Raw genomic sequence first — 14,270 nt, forward strand, 5'->3', positions numbered from 1 at the left:
GCGGGTTCTCGGAGCCAGGCGGCCTTTGACTACGGTGAAGCCAGAATGCCATAGACAACGTCACCCGATCAGCAATAGTTCACAACCGTGCTAGATCAGGCCGGCGAGAAGTTTCGCTGCTCGGGCAGCCCCGTCCGTGTCGACCGGGCGGTACGCGACATCGCGACCGATCTCCGCCGCGATCGCCTCGGCGAGGGAATCGGGCGAGATCTCGTCGAAATCCATCCGCCTGCCTGCCCCGTGCCGCCGCAAACGGTGCGCAACGTGGAAGTTCTGCTCGAAATGATGGCGCAGCGGAACGTAGATGAACGGTCGGGCAGATGCCGTCAGTTCCATGCAGGTGGTCAAACCGCCTTGCACGATGGCGAGGTCGCACGCAGCGAGGTGGCGATACAGCTGCGGCACGTAGGCGCGGACTTCCAAGCCTGGATGGCGCGGCAACGACGACGGGTCGATGCGCGGCCCTGCGACGACGATCATGCGCAGGCCTGCAACTCGACGCGCCGCCTCGGGGTAGGCCGCAACCACGCGACGCAAGAGGTCCTCGCCCACGCCGGATCCGCCGACCGTCACAACGCAGACCTGCTCGTCGGGGTGGTAGCCGAGTTCGCCGCGCAGGGCCTCGCGATCGGCGAGTGGTTTCGGGTCGAAACCGGTGACGTACCCAGCGAAGTCGTAGTGCGCCTGCGTCCAGTCCTTGATCAGCGGCAGGTCGCGCCCGAAGCGCTCGTCGACGATGTCGTCCGGATCGCCGACGAAGATCGCGCGGTCGCGCAGTCGTGGGAAACGAGCGATGTGATCGATCATCTCGGCGTTGTAATCTGCGGCGACCAAGGCTTCGCGCTCACCACCGTCCGAAAATGGCAGGTAGCCAACGAAGTCCGTCATCCAAGCGTAGGCGAACCGCTTCAGTTCGGGGTTCTCGTGCAGGAAGTGGTCGACGTCCCACGCCTCGTCGCCGATGACGAGGTCGTATTGCTCTTCGGTCACCACGTCGTGAAACACCATGAAGTTCGAGACCAGAATCTCGTCCATGTTGCGCAGCGCCTGGAAGCAATGCAGGTCGTGCTCGCCTGATTCGCTCTCGATGTGCGACGACTCGTTTGCCAGCCATCGGCTCGCCGGATGGACCCGCTCCCCAGCGTCGTCGAGCATCTGGGTAACGGGATGTTGTGTCAGCCAATCGATTTGCACGTCCGGATGATGGTTACGGAGCTCGCGCGCGACGGCGAGGTCGCGCCGAGCGTGCCCGAGGCCGATAGGCGAGCTCAGGTAGAGGACCTTCTTACGCCGCTTGTCCCAACGACCCCAGGTCTTGATTCGCGGTGTGGTCGGGCGAATGCGGTCGACGAAGTCGCTGATCAGTAGGTTCACGCGCACCGGATCGCGTCCGAGTGGAATGTGGCCACCACCCTCGATCGCGACGAGGTCGCCGCCTGCGTCGGCGACGAGGCGCTTGCTGCGCTCGATCGGCACGACATGGTCGTCATCGCCGTGAATCACCAAGAGCGGACTGGCGATCCGTGCGCACCAGTCTTCCACTGTCGCTCTGCTCGGCCGCTCCGGCATGCTTTCGGCGACAAGAACCGCGCCCGTCGTCTCCAGGCCCCAGCCGACCGCGTCGTCGATCAGCTTCGTCGAATGCCGCTCCGTGAAGCACTGGCCGAAGAAGAACCAGAGGAAATCCTCGTAGTTGCTTTCCCAGTATTCGCGATTGTATTTCGCCCAGTGTTCCAGCGGGTCGGCCTGGTTCGCCGGTACGACGGATGGGTCGACGGTGGTCGGCGCCGGAGCCTCCAGGATTGCCACCTCGGTCTTGCCGCGCCCGATTGCCGGGCCGATGAGAATCGTTCCCAGCACCCGCGTTGGGTGCTCGGCTGCGAGTTCGAGGGCCCAGTTGCCCGCTCTCGACAGCCCGACCACAACGGCTTGCTCCGTCCCAGTGTCGTTCAAAACGGCTAGGGCATAAGCGACTTGGGCGGCCTGGGCGTACGCATCGGCGTCGAGTGGGCGATCCGATTGCCCGTTGCCTGGTCCGTCGTAGGTGACGACGCGATAGTGGCGCGCGAGGTAGGAGAGCTGCATCTTCCAGAAGCGCTTGTGAATGATCGTCCACGACGGCAAGAGGAGAATCGTCGGACCTCCCGAGCCATGGATCTCGTAGTGAATTTTCACTCCGTTGTGCTCGACGAAGCCGTCGAAGTCTGCAGTTCTGGCCAGCATGTGCGCCTCCGTCCGGATATTCGGTCGATCGACCGAAGTTATGCTAGATTATCATCGGTCGATCGACCGAACAAGGGAGATTCTGATGAGTGGCGATACCCGGACCCGCTTACTTGAGGCCGCACGGTCCTGCCTGTTGGCCGATGGCTACGCCGCGTTGTCGACGCGCAAGGTCGCCGACATCGCGGGTGTGCCGCTGAGCCAAATCCACTATCACTTCGGCGGGAAACAGGGACTCGTGCTGTCGCTGCTCGATTACGAGAACCGCCGACGCGTCGACCGCCAACGCCAGCTGTACAGCGCCGATGCACCGCTGTGGAAACGCTACGAACAGGCCTGTGACCTGCTCGAAGAAGACCTGTCATCGGGCTACGTCCGAGTGCTGCAGGAGATGATCGCGGCAGGCTGGTCCGACACCGACCTCGCAAACCAGGTGCTGGCAATGCTGCGGTCGTGGTTCGACGTTCTCCGCGATGTGGCCGACGAAGCGGAAACGCGATTCGGCTCGCTCGGCCCCTTCGCCGCAGCCGATTTCGCGGGCCTCATCGGCCTGGCTTTCTTGGGCGGCGAAGCAGTAATTTTGTTGGGTGAACCGGAGTGGGGCCAGCAGGTCCGGGGGTGGTTGCGCAGTGTCGGCGAGCTCATTCGGCGCTTCGAAGAGTCCGCTGGTTAACGCCAGTGCTGGCAAATGGGATCGGTAGGGGTAGGAACACCTGAGAGGCAGGATCGCACGATGTCGTACCAACCGTACCCAGGCGGATACACGCCCTATCCGAGCCAAGGCTTCGTCACCCCACAACCGAGCGGCGCCACCGCCATCACGTCGGCGGTCCTCGCGATTATCGGATCGATCGGTCAGCTCCTGGGCGGGGTCGGCTCGCTGATCGCCATCACAGCGTTCAAAGACCTCAGAGAGTTCGACGACCTCCCAGGCTGGACGACTTCCTACTTCCTGGTCGCCGGAGTCGTCAGCCTCGTTGCAGGCGTCTCCTTGCTGACCGGTGCAATCATGCTGTTGACCAGGAAGATCAGCGGCCGCATCTGGATCGGACTCGGCTGCGTCATCGTCCTCGTCTTCGGCATCGCCGGCTTCGTGGCAGGCCAGGCGATCGAGAATTCCGTCAAGTCCTCTTCCAACATGCCCGCAGGGACCGACTTCGGCTTCGTCGGCTTGGTGTTCCTCATCTTCCCCATCGCCACCCTCATCCTTGCCTGGCTACCCGCGACGGCAAAGTACTGCGCCGCCCCGCGCCCCTAGCACCCGCAACCCCACCCTCGTGAGTCTTTTCGGAGTCCAGGGACTCCGAAAAGACTCACGACCATGGCGGCGGGATAGGCTCGACCTATGGCCAGAAACGATGCACGACACCTTTTCAGCAACGGCCGTGATGCCCGGGTAACAGTTTTCGAGGACGGGCGAGTCAAGGTGTGGTCTACCGCGCATCTGTGGGAAGTCGGAAACCTCGATCGGCACACGGCGCTCGGGCAGTTCGTCGAGCTGCACCCCGGTCGGCCGGTCCACGCGACGGGCGGGACCGAGAAGGCGACCGTCATCCCGATCGATCCGAACCTCGGCACCGAGGTGGCAGGCACGGTCGGCATGAGCAACGGCAGCTTCGTCTACTTCCTGCACAGCGGAAGTGTGGTGGTAGGCAACGACACTCGTGACATCGCCCGGACCTTCAATGCCTCACGCGAAGAGACCGGCGGCTCGGTGATGGTGACCTTCGCGTCATCGATGAAGCCCCGCACACTCCGCGAATTCGATCACTTCGTCGAGGTCCCGGAACTGCGCAAGCCGGTTGCCAACCGCCTTTACGCCGGCGAGCAGGAGATTCACGACGGGAAGGTCATCGACGGCGTCCGTCGAGGTAGCTGATTACACCAGCACCATCGGCGTGTGTTTGAGATCGTGCAGCCGCACAACGACGATCGGTAGCACGGCATCATGAATTACCGCATGACCGAGGCTGTTCATGTGGAGACCATCCTCGTCGAACAACGACGACGGGTCAGGAAATTGCGAAGCTAATTCTGCCGCAATGTCGACATAAGTGAATCCGTTGGCAGCGGCATAGTCTTTGACAATTCCGTCGTAGCGCGCGCGTTCGTCATTGGTATAACACGCTCGTTCTTTGCCGAAATCGAAGGTCCGCGACTCGTCGACCGGCGGCATCCCGACGAAGATCGGGGCGAAGTCCGCCGCACGACAGCTGGACCCGATCCGCTCGACCGCCTGCGCGAATTCTCTTGGCGGAACCACCAATCCGGACGCCAGCCGACGAGATTCGCTCATCCCGAGCATGAACAAGCCGACCTTCGCGGGATTGTTCCCGCCATACGTCCGAGCATTCAATGGCAATTCGTCGGCGATTTCGACGACCGTTCGCAACGGCGCGGCCAAATTCACGACCGACGCAAATTGACGGCGATCGGCAGCACACATGATCGACATTTTCAGCCGGTCCGCCCAACCACCGGATTCGCCTCCCCACAAACCGTAGGCAGTGCTGCTTCCATCAACAAGAATTCGTGCCATCTACCATTCTTTGCGACGAGTATTTCGAGCCGACCGCTCGGAGGTCTGCGTGGTCCGGCGCCGTTGCCCACGCATACGTCTACAGGACGCCGGAAAGAAGTTCAATCCGATCCGGCGTGGCGACCGACACCAGTAGCTGAGCGAGGCAATTCCCGACGCCGATAGGGCTGTCATGTTTCAATGCAGTACCACTTCGCGAGCCATTGGAGGGTCGATGTCGACTTTGTCGCGCCGCCAGTTCCTGCAGCGAGGTGGTGGGTTGATCGGCGGAGCGGCGGCGTTCGCTGCGCTCTCCCCCGCAGCCAGGATGGCACTCGCCGAACCGGCGCCATCGGGGTCGCGCTTGAACGACATCGAGCACGTCGTGATCTTCATGCAGGAAAACCGATCGTTCGACCACTACTTCGGAACACTCTCCGGCGTAATAGGTTTCGACGATCCGAACGTTCCGCGCGACCCGAATACCGGGCGGTCCGCGTTCGAGCAGTTCGACCCTTTCGCACCCGACGGTGCCGGCGGGATCCTGCTGCCGTGGCGACTCGGCGTGCGATCGTCGTCCGCGCAAAATCTCACGGACGTCGATCACTCGTGGCAGACGCAGCACAGCTCTGTTGCCAATGGCGCGAACAATAATTTCGTCTTCAGCCACATTCCGGTCGACGTCGGTTCGGCGGCAATCGGCAGCCATCCGGACGCTGTCCGCAACGGCGGCGCCCGAGTGATGAGTTACTTCACCCGCGACGACCTGCCGTTCCACTACGGGCTCGCAGACGCCTTCACGATTTGCGATCGCTATTTCTGCTCGGTCATCGGTCCGACGAATCCGAACCGGCTTTATCTGATGTCCGCCACGATCGACCCCGAGGGCACACACGGCGGACCGGACGTCGCGAACCTCCGAGATGGATTCACGTGGACGACCTACCCTGAACGCCTGCAGGCCGCCGGGGTCGATTGGTATTTGTATCGCGAGCGCGACGATTTCGGCGACAACATGCTCGACAAGTTCGTCGCGTATCAAGACGAGCGGTCCGAGCTGTTCCGGCGTGGTCGGTCCACGATTCCCGACGGCCAGTTGCCTGCCCAGCTGCGTCGCGATGTCGAGAGCGGCAACCTCGCGCAGGTGTCCTGGATCTGCGGACCGCAGTGGACCACCGAGCATGCCGCGGAGCTACCGGCGGGCGGGGCGTTGTACACGCAGCAGATCCTCGAGGCACTGACCTCGAATCCCGCGGTGTGGCGCAAGACGTTGCTGATTCTCACCTATGACGAGAACGGCGGCTTCTTCGATCACGTTCCGCCACCGATGGCACCCCCCGGTACGCAAGGTGAATACCTGAGCGACCTCGCATTGGTGACGAGACCCGAAGCGACTGGACTGGCTGGTCCGATCGGGTTGGGTCCACGGGTGCCGACGTTGCTGATTTCGCCGTTCACCCGCGGCGGCTACGTGTGTAGCGAAACTTTCGACCACACATCCATCTTGCGTTTCCTCGAAACGCGATTCGGCGTCGAAGTACCGAATCTCACCGCCTGGCGCCGCCAGACCTGCGGTGACTTGACCGGCGCACTCAACCTTGCCGGTGGCGTTAACCTGTCGATCCCCCAGTTACCGGACACTGCGCCCTTGCTACAGGAAGCTCACGCACAGTCGGGGCTGCCTGCTCCACAGGTTCCGATCGAGCAGATCATGCCGCGCCAGGAGAGTGGCACACGCCGACGGCCGAGCGGGCTCGTCTGAGCCGATAGCCCGACCGCGTCGCGGACGCCTAGTTGTGGTGCTCGACGTGGTGATCGTCGCGACGGTCACGGTTGCGACGGCGCTCACGGTCACGGTCGTCGTTGTCGTGATTCGACGGGCAGATGTCGTACCACTGGCTGTAGACGAAGCACCCCGAGCCCTGCGACAGGTCCGTGCCCGTGTTGCTCGGCGCCGCGTTGGCAACCGGTGCAGACAGCAGTCCACCGCCGATACCCGCCGCGATCACCAGCGACATTCCGAACTTCTTCATTCCGCGCATCTGAATTTCCTTTCCAGGGTTGGTTTTTCGTTCTGAAACCATTTTTGGACCTGGAAAGGAATCCGTCCGTCACGGCGCCGACTCACCAAGTGTGTCCGCGCCGACACTTCTACAGCTGTAGATCACCCGGCTCGACGCGGAAGCCGATTTTCACGGTGACCTGGGTATGCGAGATCGCACCGTCGACGATGTGACCGCGCGTCTCGACCACCTCGAACCATTCGAGGTTGCGGACCGTCTCGGCCGCACGGGCGACGGCGTTGGCAACAGCCGCATCGCTTCCCTCGGTGGATGAACCGACAACTTCGATGACGCGGTACACGTGATTACTCATGGTGCGATTGTTGCACCGTAGCGCCCGTTTTTATGATCGTCGCTCAATGTGCCATTGACAACTGGCACATTGTCGGTGCATGCTCATTCGTATGACGAGATCCGGGTCAACGGAGACCCTACCGAGGATCGACGACGTTCCAGCTGTTCCGACGTCGGCATCCCTTCTTTCGCAAATCGCCTTAGCAACAACACGATTGGGATTGCGCCCGATCAACGTGGCGCTACCGGCAAACCGAGCAGGCGTCTGGGCCGGACGACAGATCGTGTCGACCTTCATGACCGCGCTCGGACCGCCATTGCCGGGAACCAAGGTCACAAAGGTGCGTACCGACCAGGTTGTCGGCGAGTGGGTTCGTGCCCCTGGGGTAAGCGCGGGACGCGCTGCCATGTACTACATCCACGGCAGCGGATATGTGATCTGTTCTGCACGGACCCATCGCGGCCTTGCCTCACGATTGTCGGCCGCGACCGGATTACCCGTGTTCGTTTCGGACTACCGCCTGGCGCCCGAACATCGGTTCCCCGCCGCCGCTGACGACGTCGCTGCCGGGTATCGCTGGCTGCTCGACGCGGGCTACGCCGCGTCGGACATCGTGATCGGCGGCGATTCCGCCGGTGGCCATCTCGCGTTGGATCTACTCCTCGAGAACGCCCGGACCGGCGCAGCACAGCCCGCCGCGGTCGCCATGTTCTCACCGCTGGTCGATCTCACCTTCGGGACCGCTGCCGTTCAGGAGCGTCGACGCAAGGACCCCATGATCAGCGCCCGTGCGGCCCGAACGCTGCTGAGCCACTACACCTTCGGCCAACGCGACGATCATCCGCGGCTGCAACTGACTATCCCGCGCGGCATTTCGCTGCCGCCGATCTTCGTCCAAGCCGGCGGTGCCGAGATGCTCAGTGCTGACGCTCGGCAACTGCAACGAATGCTCCGAGCGGCGGGCAGCGACTGCGAGCTAGAGATCTGGCCCGGGCAGATGCACGTGTTTCAAGCACTCCCCCTTCTCATCCCCGAAGCGTCGCAAGCCCTGCGCCGGACCGCGGCATTCCTCACCAATGCACTTGCAACGAGCACATCAATCCAGGAAGTGAGCTGACCATGTTCGGACTTGGCTCGAACAACGGTCCGTCGCGAAACGCCAAGGCGGTCGTCACCGGAGCCGGAAGCGGCATCGGACGTGCCTTCGCACTCGAACTTGCAGCCCGTGGCGGCGAAGTCATCTGCGCCGACATCGATCTCGAACGCGCGGAAGAAACCGTGCGCATGATCGAGAAGGCCCACGGCCGCCCTGCGCACGCATACTTCTGTGACGTCTCCAACCGAGACGACATGGAGAACCTTGCCCTGCATGCCGAGATGACCTTCGCCGGTTCGGTGTCGTTGGTGATCAACAACGCAGGCGTCGGAATCGGCGGCAAGCCGGTCGGCGACATCGGCCTCGACGACTGGCAATGGGCACTCGGCATCAACCTCTGGGGCGTCGTACACGGCTGCGAACTCTTCGCACCGCAGCTGCGCAAGGCCGGCCGCGGCGGCATCATCAACGTCGCCTCCGCCGCAGGCTTCGCGGCCGCGCCGCTGATGGGTCCGTACAACGTGTCGAAGGCCGCCGTGATGTCGCTGTCGGAGACGATGGCCGCCGAGCTGCACGGGAGCGGCGTCAAGGTGACGGTGTTGTGCCCGACGTTCGTCAAGACCAACGTCGCTCGCGACGGACGGATCACCGCACAGTCGTCGCAACTCGCGGACCGGCTGATGCGCTGGACCGGCTTCTCCCCCGAACGCGTCGCACGAACCACGTTGGACGCCAACGACAAGGGCCGCCTCTACGTCCTTCCACAAGTGGACGCGAACGTGGTCTGGCACCTCAAGCGCCACTTGCCCGCGCAGTACACGTACGCGCTCGGCTTACTGAATCAGGTTGTTCCCCAAGAGAAGACAGGAGTCTGACATGACGACAACGACGTTCGATTTCGACGACATGCTGGCAAAGATCAAGGATCGCCAGTGGGCGTTGGCCGACATCGACTGGGACGAACCCGGCGCCGAGACGATCTCCCCCGAACTGCACGCCAAGTTGAAGCCATTCATGGCAGACCTGATGTGGATCGAGAACGTGGGTGCCCGCGGATTCGCCGCGATGGCCAAGAAGGCCCCGACCGAAACCCTCAAAGACATCTACCGCCACTTCCATGCGGAAGAGCAGAAGCACGCCAACGCCGAACTCGCACTGATGAAGCGGTGGGGCATGCTCGACGGGGACAAGATTCCCGAACCCAATATCAACGTCAAGCTGGTCATCGATTTCCTCGACAAGTACGCCGATGGAATGTCGATGTCCTTCCTGGGCACGGTGATTCCGATGCTGGAGGTCGCGCTCGACGGTGCCTTGATCAAGTTCATCACCGACGAGGTCCCCGACCCGGTTGCGCAAGATGTGTTCCGGAAGATCAACTCCGACGAGTCGCGCCACCTCGCGACCGACTACGCCGTGATGGATCTGCTCGGTCATGCACGCATTCGGAAACTGGCGATCGATCTGGTCGGCGGCTGGCTCAACCCGACCCTGATGATCGGAATCTTCAGCTACGTACCGCTTCTCAACAAGATGCGCGACAACATCGTCGAGATGGGCGTCGACGAGGAGAAACTGTACGGCGCAATGCGGAAATACAAGAATGTCGGTGAGCGCAGCGCCTTCGCCCGCCGACTGCCGATGTATCAGATCGTGAAGTACCACGGCAGCATGGTCATCAACCGCAATCACCCGTACCACTTGCTTGCCGATGCGCTCGTCAAACTGACCGCGCACATTCCGGAGCGACTCCTGGGCGCACAGCCCACGTGGTCGAAGGAACTGACCTACGAGCCGGCAGCATGAGTACCGCGAAGCCATTGGACGTGGCAATCATCGGTGGCGGCTTCGCCGGCATCGGCACCGCTATTCGCTTGAAACAGAAGGGAATCACCAACTTCGCGATCTTCGAGCGCGATGCTCGAGTCGGTGGAACCTGGCGCGACAACACCTACCCGGGCGCGGCGTGCGACATCCCGTCACGCCTGTACTCGTACAGTTTCGCGCCGAATCCCGGCTGGTCGCATACGTATTCGCGAAGTGCGGAGATCCTCGGCTACATCGACCACATGGTCGAGAACTTCGGCCTGGCGTCCTATCTCCGGTTTTCGCACAACATCACCGGCATCGAGTTCGACGACAAAGCCGGGCTGTGGAACATAGGCGTCGAGGGCCGCAAGGGCAAGGTCCGCGCACGGACCGTCGTGCTCGCCTCCGGTCCCCTGGCGAACGCCAGTTTTCCGGCGATCCGCGGCATCGAGGACTACGAGGGCCACAAGATCCACAGCGCACGCTGGGACCACTCCTACGACTTCACCGGCAAGAAGGTCGCCGTGGTCGGCACCGGTGCCAGCGCGGTCCAGATCATTCCCGAACTGGTCGAACAGGCCGCGTCGGTGAAGGTCTTCCAGCGCACGCCCGGCTGGGTCCTACCGCGGGTCAACCGCCGCACCAATGCCATCACGAAGCGGCTGTACAAGGACGTCCCGAAGACCGAATCGCTTGCCAGACAAGCGTGGTTCTGGGGTCACGAGTCGGTGGCACTCGGCGTTGTGTGGAATACGCCGCTGACCCGGGTAGTCGAGCTCGCAGGCAAAGCGCACCTGCGCGCTCAGGTCAAGGATCCGTGGTTGCGACGGCAATTGACCCCGGACTTCCGCGCCGGCTGCAAGCGGCTGCTGATGTCGAGTGACTACTACCCCGCCTTGACGCGCGACAACTGCACCTTGGTGACGTGGCCGATCGCCCGGATCTCGGAGAAAGGCATTCGCACCGCCGAAGGCATCGAGCACCAATTCGATTGCATCGTCTTCGCAACCGGCTTCGACGTCTCGAAGACGGGAACGCCGATCCCGGTCGTCGGTCGCCACGGTCGCGTGCTCGCCGACGAATGGCGGGGCGGGGCATACGCATACAAGAGCGTGGCTGTGTCCGGCTATCCGAATCTGTTTTTCACGTTCGGGCCGAACTCGGGTCCGGGGCACAACTCGGCACTCGTGTACATGGAAGCGCAGATCGACTACCTGACGAACGCGATCAGCACCATCGTCGGCCAAGACCTCGGCGCAATCGACGTCCGTCGGGATCTGCAGGACAGCTACAACGAGCGGCTCCAGAAGCGCCTATCGAGCACAACCTGGAACTCCGGCTGCAAGAGTTGGTACCTGACCGAGGACGGGTTCAACCCGTCGATGTTCCCGGGCTTCGGCACCCAGTTCGCGAATCAGCTGGCGAAGTTCGACTTGCGCGACTACGTCGTCACACAGGTCGACAAGCCGCGAACGACGCCGGTACAACGCGCTGCCCCAGCGCTCGGCTAATGTCGGTCCTTCCGGCACGCGCGTTCAAGGGGTTGGTCGAGATGGTGGAATACCGCATCGACGAACTGGCGCGCGCCGCCGGAACGACAACTCGCAACGTCCGTGCATATGTGGAACGCGGCCTCCTTCCTCCGTCAACGAAGAAGGACGGCCGCGCTCTCATTTACGACGACAGCCATCTGGAGCGGCTCAAGATCATCGACGCGTTGCTCCAGCGCGGCTTCACTACGGCGCACATCGCCGATTTCATCACCAGCTGGGAGACCGGCAAGAACCTCACCGAAATCCTCGGACTGCAGCATGCGGTCACCGCTACCTGGGGAAACAGCGAGCCGACCGAACCATTCGAGGTTCCGCGCGAGCTCGTCGAAAACTTCCTGGGCAGCGGCGATACCGAACTTCTCCAGCGACTGGCCGAGATGGGACTTGTGCGCCTCCACGGCGACAATGTCGTGTTCACCGAACCGAAGTTGCTGGATACGTTCGGCGATCTGCACGGCTACGGCTTCGAGTTGCGTCGGATCATCGACCTGTTCGCCGGTATCACCGAACATGTCGAAGACATCGCCAAGATGATGATCACCGAGGCGAAAACGCAGATCACCCGGCAACACGGCGTCGGCTGGTTGCCGGAGACCGACGACGATATCGCCGCGTTGACAGCGATGCTCAACGATCTTCGCGAACTGGGCGTCGCATCCGTCCAGAACCGCTTGGCTATCGCGCTCGACAAGACGCTGAAGGACGAACTCGGCGACTATCTGGCGGCCGCCGCAGCGAAGCACGGCGTGCCGACAACGCCTAGCTGACCTGCACGGGGACGGCTGCGCTGATAGCTGCAGTGACGGCGGCCATGCCGATGAACGCCTCAGGCGATGCGGCCTTACCGGTGTTGATGAACGCCGCCGACAGCTGACGTGATGGATCGGCCCAGCAGACGATGTTCGTGAAACCGAGGTGGCCGAACGCATCGGGTGTGCCGAATCCGTACAAACTGGCGACCCGCTCGCCGAGCATGAAGCCCGGCGAAAACCGGATCGGCGCTGGCAGCGAATCGTCGAAGACGAGCGGTCCGGCTGCGGTGGTCGCTATGTCGATCGTGTTGCGCGACAAGATCTTCTGACCGTTCCACGTTCCGCCGTCGACGAGCATCTGGAAGATGCGGTTCGCGTCGCGAGCGCTTGCGAAGACACCTGCCGCTGGAATAACCGCATCCATGCCCTGCGGCGAATTCATCGCAGGCGCAATCTCTTCCGGCGGTCCGCCGAGCAAGCGGGTCAGCATCGGGGTGATGATCGGCAGCCGCTTCGGGCCGGTCGAGTAGCTGAACGCGACGTCGTCGCGCCGATCGACGGGAACACCGTAGGTGACATTCGGCGTACCAAGCGGTTCGGTGATCGTCGATCGCAGAAGTTCGTGGAGGTCACGGCCGGACGCTCGTCGCGCCACCTCGCCGAGGACGTAGCCGGCGGTCGACGCGTGATAGCCCTGCCGGTCGGCGTTCGACAGCGGCGCCGCACACAGCGCGGCCAGCACGCGATCGTTGTCGAACAGGCTTTCCGCGTTGGCAATTTCGGCCGGCAACTTGGCGATTCCGGCGCGGTGGGTCAGCAGCGCACGCACGGTCACGTCCTGCTTCCCGTTCTGCGCGAACTCCGGAATGTGTTGTGCGACGGTGTCGTCGAGTGCGAGCGCGTTCTGCTCGACGAGTTTGTGAATGATCAGCGCCGTGACCACCTTCGAGCACGAGAACAAGCACGCAGGCGTGTCCGTCGTCATCAGCTCGTCGGAATCGAGGCGTCGATGCCCGATCGCGCGGTCGAGTACGACCTGGCCGCGATGGCGAACGACAAGGCTCATTCCCGGATGCAGTCCCGTTCGGTAGAGCCCCTCGACTGCGGTCCAGACCCGATTGACCGCCCTCGGCGACAAGTCCAAGTCTTCGGGCGGAGTCTCGACGCCGCGAGTGGTGACTTCCCCTAGCCGAAACGGCACCGGCACTCGGACGCCGAGCGGGGTTGTGGCAACCAGATCTTGGATGATGCTCATGAACCCATAACTTACCAGAAGTAGGTTACTCCCGGTAGGCTACTTGAAGTAGGATCGGTCACATGACGAGACGCCACACGACGAAACGCCACGGGACGAGGCGGCGCATGCCGAGACCCGATCGCGAGGCACAGATTCTCGATCTCGCCGAAACGTTGTTCGCCGAACGGGGCTTCCGCAAGGCGACCATGGACGAACTGTCGGCCCGCGTCGGCGTCACCAAACCCGTCATCTACGAGTACTTCGGCTCGAAAGACGGTGTGTTGTCCGCAGTGCTCGCCCAGGCCAGAACTGGACTCTTCGAGGCGACGCAGGCCGCTGTGGCGGGTTCGAGCGGACCCGAAGACGCGCTTCGCCGGTCATTGCAGGCATTCTTCGAATACACCGATCTGCACCGAGACGCCTGGTCGTTGATGAACCATGCCGCCACCCTCGGCAGCGGCGTCGTAGCCGACGAAGTCGACGCATTGCGCCGACAGCAGGCGGATTTCACCGCGGCGATGATGCAGGAATACGGCCACCCGCGTGACGAGCGCGAACCCGAAGCCTTCGCGTTGGTCATCATCGGCGCGTGCGACCAGATCGCGCGTTGGCGCGAAAGCAAGCCGGACGTCACTCCCGAACGCGCAGCGCAATACGTGTTCGACGTCGTATGGAGTGGCCTACGTGATCGAATCGATCTGGAATGATTTGCGTAAGCAATCCC

At 62.7% G+C, this 14,270-nt stretch carries 15 protein-coding genes; 10 read left to right on the plus strand and 5 right to left on the minus strand.

The annotated features are described in order from the left end of the window. Positions 1-90: 90 nt before the first annotated feature. Positions 91-2,223, minus strand: coding sequence for an alpha/beta hydrolase (locus tag FGL95_RS01355; RefSeq protein ID WP_169584382.1), 2,133 nt, complete (start codon positions 2,221-2,223; stop codon positions 91-93). Positions 2,224-2,308: 85 nt separating this feature from the next. On the opposite strand from FGL95_RS01355, the gene FGL95_RS01360 reads away from it, so the two are divergent. The 3 genes from FGL95_RS01360 (at position 2,309) to FGL95_RS01370 (ending at position 4,102) form a co-directional block, all read left to right on the plus strand. Then, positions 2,309-2,896 (plus strand): TetR/AcrR family transcriptional regulator, encoded by a 588-nt coding sequence (locus FGL95_RS01360; protein ID WP_169584383.1) that lies wholly within the window; start codon positions 2,309-2,311, stop codon positions 2,894-2,896. 60 nt (positions 2,897-2,956) lie between these two features. Next, positions 2,957-3,481 (plus strand): hypothetical protein, encoded by a 525-nt coding sequence (locus FGL95_RS01365; protein ID WP_169584384.1) that lies wholly within the window; start codon positions 2,957-2,959, stop codon positions 3,479-3,481. Positions 3,482-3,568: 87 nt separating this feature from the next. Further along, positions 3,569-4,102, plus strand: coding sequence for a hypothetical protein (locus FGL95_RS01370; RefSeq protein WP_169584385.1), 534 nt, complete (start codon positions 3,569-3,571; stop codon positions 4,100-4,102). On the opposite strand, the gene FGL95_RS01375 is transcribed toward FGL95_RS01370, so the two are convergent. Continuing rightward, positions 4,103-4,762, minus strand: coding sequence for an SGNH/GDSL hydrolase family protein (locus FGL95_RS01375; protein ID WP_169584386.1), 660 nt, complete (start codon positions 4,760-4,762; stop codon positions 4,103-4,105). It abuts the gene before it with no gap. Positions 4,763-4,976: 214 nt separating this feature from the next. On the opposite strand from FGL95_RS01375, the gene FGL95_RS01380 reads away from it, so the two are divergent. Further along, positions 4,977-6,503 (plus strand): alkaline phosphatase family protein, encoded by a 1,527-nt coding sequence (locus tag FGL95_RS01380; protein WP_169584387.1) that lies wholly within the window; start codon positions 4,977-4,979, stop codon positions 6,501-6,503. 28 nt (positions 6,504-6,531) lie between these two features. On the opposite strand, the gene FGL95_RS01385 is transcribed toward FGL95_RS01380, so the two are convergent. Then, the gene (locus tag FGL95_RS01385) at positions 6,532-6,783 is read right to left on the minus strand and encodes a hypothetical protein (RefSeq protein WP_169584388.1); all 252 of its coding nucleotides are present in this window, start codon (positions 6,781-6,783) and stop codon (positions 6,532-6,534) included. 109 nt (positions 6,784-6,892) lie between these two features. Further along, positions 6,893-7,117 (minus strand): dodecin, encoded by a 225-nt coding sequence (locus FGL95_RS01390; RefSeq protein ID WP_169584389.1) that lies wholly within the window; start codon positions 7,115-7,117, stop codon positions 6,893-6,895. A 91-nt stretch (positions 7,118-7,208) separates the two neighbouring features. Here FGL95_RS01390 and FGL95_RS01395 point away from each other — a divergent pair, with 91 nt between their 5' ends. Genes FGL95_RS01395 through FGL95_RS01415 form a run of 5 tightly spaced genes read left to right on the plus strand, consistent with a single transcriptional unit; the run spans position 7,209 to position 12,324 of the window. Next, the gene (locus FGL95_RS01395) at positions 7,209-8,216 is read left to right on the plus strand and encodes an alpha/beta hydrolase (protein WP_169584390.1); all 1,008 of its coding nucleotides are present in this window, start codon (positions 7,209-7,211) and stop codon (positions 8,214-8,216) included. 2 nt (positions 8,217-8,218) lie between these two features. Continuing rightward, a complete protein-coding gene (locus tag FGL95_RS01400) occupies positions 8,219-9,070 on the plus strand; it encodes an SDR family NAD(P)-dependent oxidoreductase (RefSeq protein ID WP_169584391.1) in 852 nt (283 codons plus the stop codon). A gap of 1 nt (position 9,071) precedes the next feature. After that, positions 9,072-10,001, plus strand: coding sequence for a ferritin family protein (locus FGL95_RS01405; protein WP_169584392.1), 930 nt, complete (start codon positions 9,072-9,074; stop codon positions 9,999-10,001). Next, positions 9,998-11,515, plus strand: a complete 1,518-nt coding sequence (locus FGL95_RS01410) for a flavin-containing monooxygenase (protein WP_169584393.1) — start codon at positions 9,998-10,000, stop codon at positions 11,513-11,515. Before FGL95_RS01405 ends, FGL95_RS01410 begins: the two co-directional genes overlap by 4 nt. Further along, positions 11,515-12,324 (plus strand): MerR family transcriptional regulator, encoded by an 810-nt coding sequence (locus FGL95_RS01415; protein ID WP_240962631.1) that lies wholly within the window; start codon positions 11,515-11,517, stop codon positions 12,322-12,324. The genes FGL95_RS01410 and FGL95_RS01415 overlap by 1 nt, the downstream gene beginning before the upstream one ends. Here the strand turns inward: FGL95_RS01415 and FGL95_RS01420 are convergent. After that, positions 12,317-13,564: a serine hydrolase domain-containing protein gene (locus tag FGL95_RS01420; RefSeq protein WP_169584394.1), complete on the minus strand. Its 1,248-nt coding sequence runs from the start codon at positions 13,562-13,564 to the stop codon at positions 12,317-12,319. The genes FGL95_RS01415 and FGL95_RS01420 overlap by 8 nt on opposite strands. A 107-nt stretch (positions 13,565-13,671) precedes the next feature. Between FGL95_RS01420 and FGL95_RS01425 the strand changes: the two genes are divergently transcribed. Continuing rightward, complete coding sequence (locus FGL95_RS01425; RefSeq protein ID WP_169584395.1) at positions 13,672-14,253, plus strand: TetR/AcrR family transcriptional regulator; 582 nt, start codon at positions 13,672-13,674, stop codon at positions 14,251-14,253. The last annotated feature ends 17 nt before the right edge of the window (positions 14,254-14,270 follow it).

It is taken from the genome of Antrihabitans stalactiti (assembly GCF_012932915.1).
Taxonomy (GTDB): Bacteria; Actinomycetota; Actinomycetes; order Mycobacteriales; family Mycobacteriaceae; genus Antrihabitans; species Antrihabitans stalactiti.